The sequence below is a fragment of the Pseudomonas sp. PS01299 genome (genome assembly GCF_029960145.1).
In the GTDB taxonomy this organism is placed as follows: domain Bacteria; phylum Pseudomonadota; class Gammaproteobacteria; order Pseudomonadales; family Pseudomonadaceae; genus Aquipseudomonas; species Aquipseudomonas putida_A.
Genome location: NZ_JASCPO010000260.1, coordinates 1 through 7,368, shown reverse-complemented (window position 1 = coordinate 7,368; position 7,368 = coordinate 1). Strand labels below are relative to the sequence as shown.

Below are 7,368 nucleotides of genomic sequence, written 5' to 3'. Positions count from 1 at the left end.
CTTTAACGCACTCCCCTGTGGGAGCGAGCTTGCTCGCTATTGGGTTGTGCCAGTTGATGACTTCGTGCCTGACACACCGCGTTCGCGAGCAAGCTCGCTCCCACAGTTGATCTGCGCCAAGCCTCCTTTTGTGTTGATAGAGATCCCCCCGCGTGCCCGACGCCATTCTGCGCCTCGCCCTGCCTTCGCCCCTGCGCCGCCTGTTCGACTATCGGGCCCCGGCCGGGGTGCTGCGCGCCCAGTTGCAGCCGGGCATGCGCCTGCGGGTGCCGTTCGGGCGGCGGGAGATGATCGGGATTCTGGTCGAGATCACCGATACCAGCGACGTGCCGCTGGAGAAACTCAAACCGGCGTTGGCCCTGCTCGATGCAGAGCCGCCGCTGCCGCCCGCACTGTTCAAGCTGTGCCTGTGGACGTCGCAGTATTACCAGCACAGCCTCGGCGACACCTTGAGCTGGGCGCTGCCGGTGCTGCTGCGTCAGGGCGAACTGGCCGAGGCGCGACAGGAGCGCTTCTGGTCAGTCGCCCCCGGCGCCAGCCTCGATGATCCGCGCGTCGCCCGCGCGCCACGGCAACGGGAAGCACTGGCAACACTGGCGCAGCACCCGCACGGCGTGGCCCATCAGTTGTTGAGCAAGCTGATGCTGAGCAAGGACAGCCTCGACCTGCTGCTGGCCAAGGGTCTGGTGCAAGTAGAGATTCGTCGGCACGCCCCTGGCGTGCGCCATGAACATTGGTTGGCGCAACCGGAGTTGCCGCTGAACACCGAACAACGCGCCGCTTACGAAGCGATCCGTGCCGGGTTCGACAGTTATCACGCGTTTCTGCTGGCCGGCGTCACGGGCAGCGGCAAGACCGAAGTCTATTTGCAACTGATCCGCGAAACCCTCGAAGCAGGCAAGCAGGCGCTGGTGCTGATCCCGGAGATCAACCTCGGCCCGCAGGCCCTGGCGCGTTTCGAACAGCGCTTCAACGCGCGCATCGCCCTGCTGCATTCGGCGGTCAACGACCGTGAGCGCCTCGACGCCTGGCTCGCTGCCCGCGACGGCGAGGCCGACATTATTATCGGCACTCGCTCGGCGCTGTTCACCCCGATGAAGAACCCGGGGCTGATCATCATCGACGAAGAGCACGACGGCTCCTATAAACAGCAGGAAGGCCTGCGCTACCACGCCCGGGATCTGGCACTGGTGCGCGCGCGACAGGAAAACATCCCGATCGTCCTCGGGTCCGCCACGCCTTCACTGGAAAGCCTGCACAACGCCTACACCGGTCGTTATGGCCTGCTGCGCCTCAACGAGCGGGCCGGCGGCGCCAGGCAACCACGTTTCCTGCGGCTGGACGTGAAAAGCCGCCCGCTGGACAGCGGCATTTCCGGGCCGATGCAACAAGCCATTGGCCAGACCCTCGCGGCCGGCCAGCAGGTGCTGGTGTTCCTCAACCGGCGTGGCTTTGCGCCGACGCTGCTGTGCCACGATTGCGGCTGGATGTCCGAGTGCTCACGCTGCGATGCGCGAATGACCGTGCACCAGCGCTACGGCGAACTGCGCTGCCACCACTGTGGCAACGTCGAGCGCACGCCGCGCCAATGCCCCAAGTGCAACAAAGTCGATCTGCGGCCGGTGGGCGCCGGCACCGAACGCGCCGAAGAACGCCTGGCGATTCTGTTCCCGGACTACCCGGTACTGCGCGTCGACCGCGACAGCACCTCGCGCAAGGACGCGATGAATCAGTTGTTCGCGACCATTCAGAAGGGTCAGCCATGCATTCTGGTCGGCACCCAGATGTTGGCCAAGGGGCACCACTTCCCCCGGGTTACGCTGGTGTCGATTCTGGATGCCGACGGCGGACTGTTCTCCGGCGACTTCCGTGCCAGCGAGCGCATGGCGCAATTGATCGTGCAGGTCGCCGGGCGCGCCGGGCGGGCTGAGGAGCCGGGCAAGGTGATCATTCAGACCCACCTGGCCGACCATCCTTTATTGGTGCAACTGACCGAGCAGGGTTACTTCGCTTTCGCCGAGCAGGCCTTGAGCGAGCGCCGGGCTGCCGGACTGCCACCGTTTTCACACTTGGCCCTGTTGCGTGCCGAAGCGCACAAACCGGGGCAGGCCGAAGGTTTTCTCGATGAGGCATGCAGCGCGGCCGAACGCTTGCTGGTCGAGCAGAATCTGAGCGGCATCGAATTGCTCGGGCCGGTGCCGGCGCCGATGGAGCGCCGAGCCGGTCGCTATCGTGCACAGTTGTTGGTGCAGGCGACAGCGCGGGCGCCGCTGCATCGGTTGCTCGCCAGCTGGTTGCTGGAATTAGAGCAGATGCCGAGCGGGCGCGCGGTGCGCTGGTCGCTGGATGTCGATCCCGTGGATCTGTATTGATCTGAAAATCGCCTTCGCGAGCAAGCCCGCTCCCACAGGGTATGAGCCAGACAAATGAACGCCGCTGATCCATTGTGGGAGCGGGCTTGCTCGCGAAGAGGCCCGAATTGTCACCACATATCCATAAGCTGCCTGCTAAGGTTGGCAAGCCCGTCTTCGCAACGGATAATGCCCAGTTTTTCCACCCGCGCATCGATGCGCCGCCGCGCTTGCGGTCGAAAGAGAAGACCATGAAAGACACCATTCGCCAGCTGATCCAACAAGCCCTCACCCAACTCGTCAACGAAGGTGTGTTGCCTGAAGGCCTGTCGCCGGCGATTCAGGTGGAGAACGCCCGCGACAAAACCCACGGCGACTTCGCCAGCAACATCGCCATGATGCTGGCCAAGCCTGCGGGCATGAAGCCGCGCGATCTGGCGGAGAAAATCATCGCTGCGCTGCCGGCCGACGAGAACGTCACCAAGGCCGAAATCGCCGGTCCGGGCTTCATCAATTTCTTCCAGAACACCCAGGCCCTCGCCTCGCGCCTCGACGCCGCTCTGGCCGACGCTAACGTTGGCGTGCGCAAGGCCGGCCCGGCGCAGCGCACCGTGGTCGACCTGTCGGCACCGAACCTGGCCAAAGAGATGCACGTCGGCCACTTGCGCTCGACGATCATCGGCGACGGCGTGGCCCGTGTTCTCGAGTTCCTCGGCGACGAAGTGATCCGCCAGAACCACGTGGGCGACTGGGGCACCCAGTTCGGCATGCTGATGGCGTATCTGCAGGAAAACCCGATCACCAGCGACGAGCTGTCCGATCTGGAAAACTTCTACCGCGCCGCCAAGCAGCGTTTCGACGAATCCGAAGAGTTCGCCGACCGCGCCCGTGGTCTGGTGGTCAAGCTGCAGGCCGGCGATGCCGAGTGCCTGGCGCTGTGGACCAGGTTCAAGGACATCTCGCTGTCGCACTGCCAGAAGATCTACGAACTGCTCAACGTCAAACTGACCATGGCCGACGTGATGGGCGAAAGCGCCTACAACGACGACCTGATCAACGTGGTCAACGACCTCAAAGCCGCCGGCATGCTGGTCGAGAGCAACGGCGCCCAGTGCGTGTTCCTCGACGAGTTCAAGAACGCCGACGGCGATCCGCTGCCAGTGATCATCGTCAAGGCTGACGGCGGTTACCTGTACGCCACCACTGACCTGGCGGCCGTGCGCTATCGTTCTGGCAAACTGAAGGCCGACCGCGCGCTGTACTTCGTCGACCAGCGTCAGGCCCTGCACTTCCAGCAAGTGTTCGCCGTGGCGCGCAAGGCCGGTTTCGTGACCCATCCGATGGAAATGGAGCACATGGGCTTCGGCACCATGAATGGCGCCGACGGCCGTCCGTTCAAGACCCGTGATGGCGGCACCGTGAAGCTGATCGATTTGCTGACCGAAGCGCAGGAACGTGCCTACAACCTGGTCAAAGAGAAAAACCCGACACTGGCCGAAGACGAACTGCGCAACATCGCCAAGGTTGTCGGCATCGGTGCGGTGAAATACGCCGACCTGTCCAAGCACCGCACCAGCGACTACAGCTTCAACTTCGACCTGATGCTGAATTTCGAAGGCAACACCGCGCCGTACCTGTTGTACGCCTATACCCGTGTGGCCGGTGTGTTCCGCAAACTGGGCAAGGACTTCAGCGAAGTCGATGGCCAGATCGTCCTCGAAGCCGCGCACGAGCAAGAGCTGGCGGCGAAGCTGGCGCAGTTCGGCGAAGTGCTGAACAACGTCGCGGAAAAAGGCACACCGCACATCCTCTGCACCTATCTGTATGACGTCGCCGGTCTGTTCTCCAGCTTCTACGAGAACTGCCCGATCCTCGCCGCCGAGACGCCGGTCCAGATGCAGAGCCGTCTGCGTCTGGCCGCGCTGACCGGTCGTACTCTCAAGCAAGGCCTGGAACTGTTGGGCCTGGAAACTCTGGAGCGCATGTAAGTTGGCTGCCAAGAAAAAACCTGCACCCAAGCGTGGCGCCAGCCGTTACCAAGCTCCTGCAAAGCAACCGATCCCGGGCTGGCTGTGGATGGCCATCGGCCTGACGGTCGGTGCGTTCATCGTGTTCCTGATGAAACTGGAGCCGGGCAAGGGCAGCGACACGGTCAAGCGCGAGAAAGTCGAGCAGGCGCAGCAGCAGAAAGCGTCGAAGATCGCCGAGGCCAACAAGACCCCGCCGAGCCCGACGCAACCGGTGAAGCCGAAGTACGACTTCTACACCTTGCTGCCGGAATCGGAAGTGATCGTGCCGCCGGATGCCGTGCCGGAGAAAACCCTGCCGACGCCACAAGTGCCGACCACGCCGGTCACCCCGGCGGAAGCGGCGAAGATCGACACCGCACGGGCGCAGGCTGCGCTGTCAGGTATTACCCCGCCGCCAGCGCCACCGGTGGCGAAAGCGGCGCCGGTGACCAAGTTCTTCCTCCAGGCCGGCTCGTTCCGCAAAGAGGCGGACGCGGACAAGGTGCGGGCGCAGATCATTCTGCTCGGCCAGGCTGTTTCGGTTGAGTCGGGCACGGTGAAGGATGAAACCTGGTACCGCGTATTGGTCGGCCCGTTCAGCAACCGCGAACAACTGACCACCGCACAGAAACAATTGGCCGGCAGCGGCTTCAGCAACCTGTTGTTACAACAACGCCAGAGCCGCTGATTGCCCCCCCGTGGGCAGCCTCATTCCGAGGCTGCCCACAATCCCTGTGGTGAGGGGATTCATCCCCGACCGGCTGCGCAGCAGTCGTAAATCCAGCATGCGCGGTGTGCCAGACCGGCTGCAATCGCAGGTCTCAGGGCCGCTTCGCGCCCCATCGGGGATAAATCCCCTCGCCACAGTCATCAAACACCATTCGTCTCCCATTACCCTCCCCGGTTGAAATCCTCTCCAGCACCCCCATATGAATGGGCATAAGGCATTTTCGCCCCGCTGCGTGGAGACTCTTCCCTTGACCACCATCGTTTCAGTCCGCCGCCACGGCAAAGTCGTCATGGGCGGCGACGGCCAGGTTTCTCTCGGCAACACCGTGATGAAAGGCAACGCGAAGAAAGTTCGTCGCCTGTACCACGGCCAGGTCATCGCCGGTTTCGCCGGTGCCACCGCCGACGCCTTCACCCTGTTCGAACGTTTTGAAGGCCAGCTCGAGAAACATCAGGGCCACCTGATCCGCGCCGCTGTCGAACTCGCCAAAGAATGGCGCACCGACCGCTCCCTGAGCCGCCTCGAAGCCATGCTCGCGGTCGCCAACAAGGACGCCTCGCTGATCATCACCGGCAACGGTGACGTGGTCGAACCCGAAGACGGCCTGATCGCCATGGGTTCCGGCGGCGCCTACGCGCAAGCCGCAGCCAGCGCGCTGTTGAAAAAGACCGACCTGTCGGCCCGGGAGATCGTCGAAACTGCCCTCGGTATCGCCGGCGACATCTGTGTATTCACCAACCACACCCAGACCATTGAGGAGCAGGATCTCGCTGAATAAGCCTGACGCGGCCAAAGTGCCACGGCTTGTTTCTGCTTGAGGACCGTCAATTACTATGTCCATGACTCCCCGCGAAATCGTCCACGAACTCAACCGCCATATCATCGGCCAGGACGATGCCAAGCGCGCCGTCGCGATTGCCCTGCGCAACCGCTGGCGCCGCATGCAGCTGCCTGAAGAGCTGCGCGTTGAAGTGACCCCGAAAAACATTCTGATGATCGGCCCGACCGGTGTCGGTAAAACCGAGATCGCCCGTCGTCTGGCGAAACTGGCCAACGCGCCGTTCATCAAGGTCGAAGCGACCAAATTCACCGAAGTCGGCTACGTCGGCCGTGACGTCGAATCGATCATCCGTGATCTGGCCGACGCCGCGATCAAGATGCTCCGCGAGCAGGAAATGACCCGCGTGCGTCACCGTGCCGAAGACGCTGCCGAGGACCGTATCCTCGACGCACTGCTGCCACCGGCGCGCATGGGCTTCAGCAATGAAGAAGCACCGAGCAGCGATTCCAACACCCGTCAGCTGTTCCGCAAGCGCCTGCGCGAAGGCCAGTTGGACGACAAGGAAATCGAGATCGAAGTCGCCGAAGTGGCCGGCATCGAAATCGCCACGCCGCCTGGCATGGAAGAAATGACCAGCCAGCTGCAGAACCTGTTCGCCAACATGGGCAAGGGCAAGAAGAAAGCTCGCAAGCTCAAGGTCAAAGAAGCGCTGAAACTGGTGCGCGACGAAGAGGCCGGGCGTCTGGTCAACGAAGAAGAGCTGAAAGCCAAAGCGCTGGAAGCGGTTGAACAGCACGGCATCGTGTTCATCGACGAGATCGACAAAGTCGCCAAGCGCGGCAACGTTGGCGGCGCTGATGTTTCCCGTGAAGGCGTACAGCGCGACCTGCTGCCGCTGATCGAAGGCTGCACCGTCAACACCAAACTGGGCATGGTCAAGACTGACCACATCCTGTTTATCGCCTCCGGTGCGTTCCACCTGAGCAAGCCGAGCGATCTGGTGCCGGAGCTGCAGGGCCGTCTGCCGATCCGTGTCGAGCTCAAGGCGCTGAGCCCGGAAGACTTCGAGCGCATCCTCAGCGAGCCGCACGCTTCGCTCACCGAGCAATATTGCGCGCTGCTGAAAACCGAAGGCCTGAACATCCAGTTCCAGCCGGAAGGCATCAAGCGTCTGGCGGAGATCGCCTGGCAGGTCAACGAGAAGACCGAAAACATCGGTGCCCGTCGCCTGCACACGCTGCTCGAGCGTTTGCTGGAGGAGGTGTCGTTCAGCGCCGGCGATCTGGCCAGCGCGCATGACGACAAGCCGATCCTGATCGACGCTGCGTACGTCAACAGCCATCTGGGCGAATTGGCGCAGAACGAAGACCTGTCCCGTTATATCCTGTAAGCCATACTTACAGCGGTAGCGGACCCTGTGGGAGCGGGCTTGCTCGCGAAGAGGCCGTGCCAGTCGACAGCAATGTTGGCTGACATACCGCATTCGCGAGCAAGCCC

The 7,368-nt window shown here is 62.8% G+C and carries 5 protein-coding genes; all 5 read left to right on the top strand.

The annotated features are described in order from the left end of the window. The first annotated feature begins 152 nt into the window (after positions 1-152). Positions 153-2,372 carry a primosomal protein N' gene (locus QMX91_RS27060; RefSeq protein WP_282413643.1) on the top strand — a complete coding sequence of 740 codons (2,220 nt, stop codon included), beginning with the start codon at positions 153-155 and terminating at the stop codon, positions 2,370-2,372. Between the two features lie 230 nt (positions 2,373-2,602). Continuing rightward, positions 2,603-4,339, top strand: a complete 1,737-nt coding sequence (gene argS, locus QMX91_RS27055) for an arginine--tRNA ligase (RefSeq protein WP_135294789.1) — start codon at positions 2,603-2,605, stop codon at positions 4,337-4,339. 1 nt (position 4,340) lies between these two features. Then, a complete protein-coding gene (locus QMX91_RS27050) occupies positions 4,341-5,048 on the top strand; it encodes an SPOR domain-containing protein (protein WP_041074932.1) in 708 nt (235 codons plus the stop codon). Between the two features lie 289 nt (positions 5,049-5,337). Further along, complete coding sequence (gene hslV / locus QMX91_RS27045) at positions 5,338-5,868, top strand: ATP-dependent protease subunit HslV (RefSeq protein ID WP_007968352.1); 531 nt, start codon at positions 5,338-5,340, stop codon at positions 5,866-5,868. A gap of 55 nt (positions 5,869-5,923) precedes the next feature. Then, on the top strand, positions 5,924-7,261 hold the full coding sequence (hslU, locus tag QMX91_RS27040; protein ID WP_007968354.1) for an ATP-dependent protease ATPase subunit HslU: 1,338 nt from the start codon (positions 5,924-5,926) through the stop codon (positions 7,259-7,261). Positions 7,262-7,368: the final 107 nt, after the last annotated feature.

What these genes read in the sequence shown, in the direction of transcription:
- argS (WP_135294789.1), top strand. Translation starts at nt 2,603, where the DNA reads ATGAAAGACACCATTCGCCAGCTGATCCAACAAGCCCTCACCCAACTC.
- hslU (WP_007968354.1), top strand. Translation starts at nt 5,924, where the DNA reads ATGTCCATGACTCCCCGCGAAATCGTCCACGAACTCAACCGCCATATC.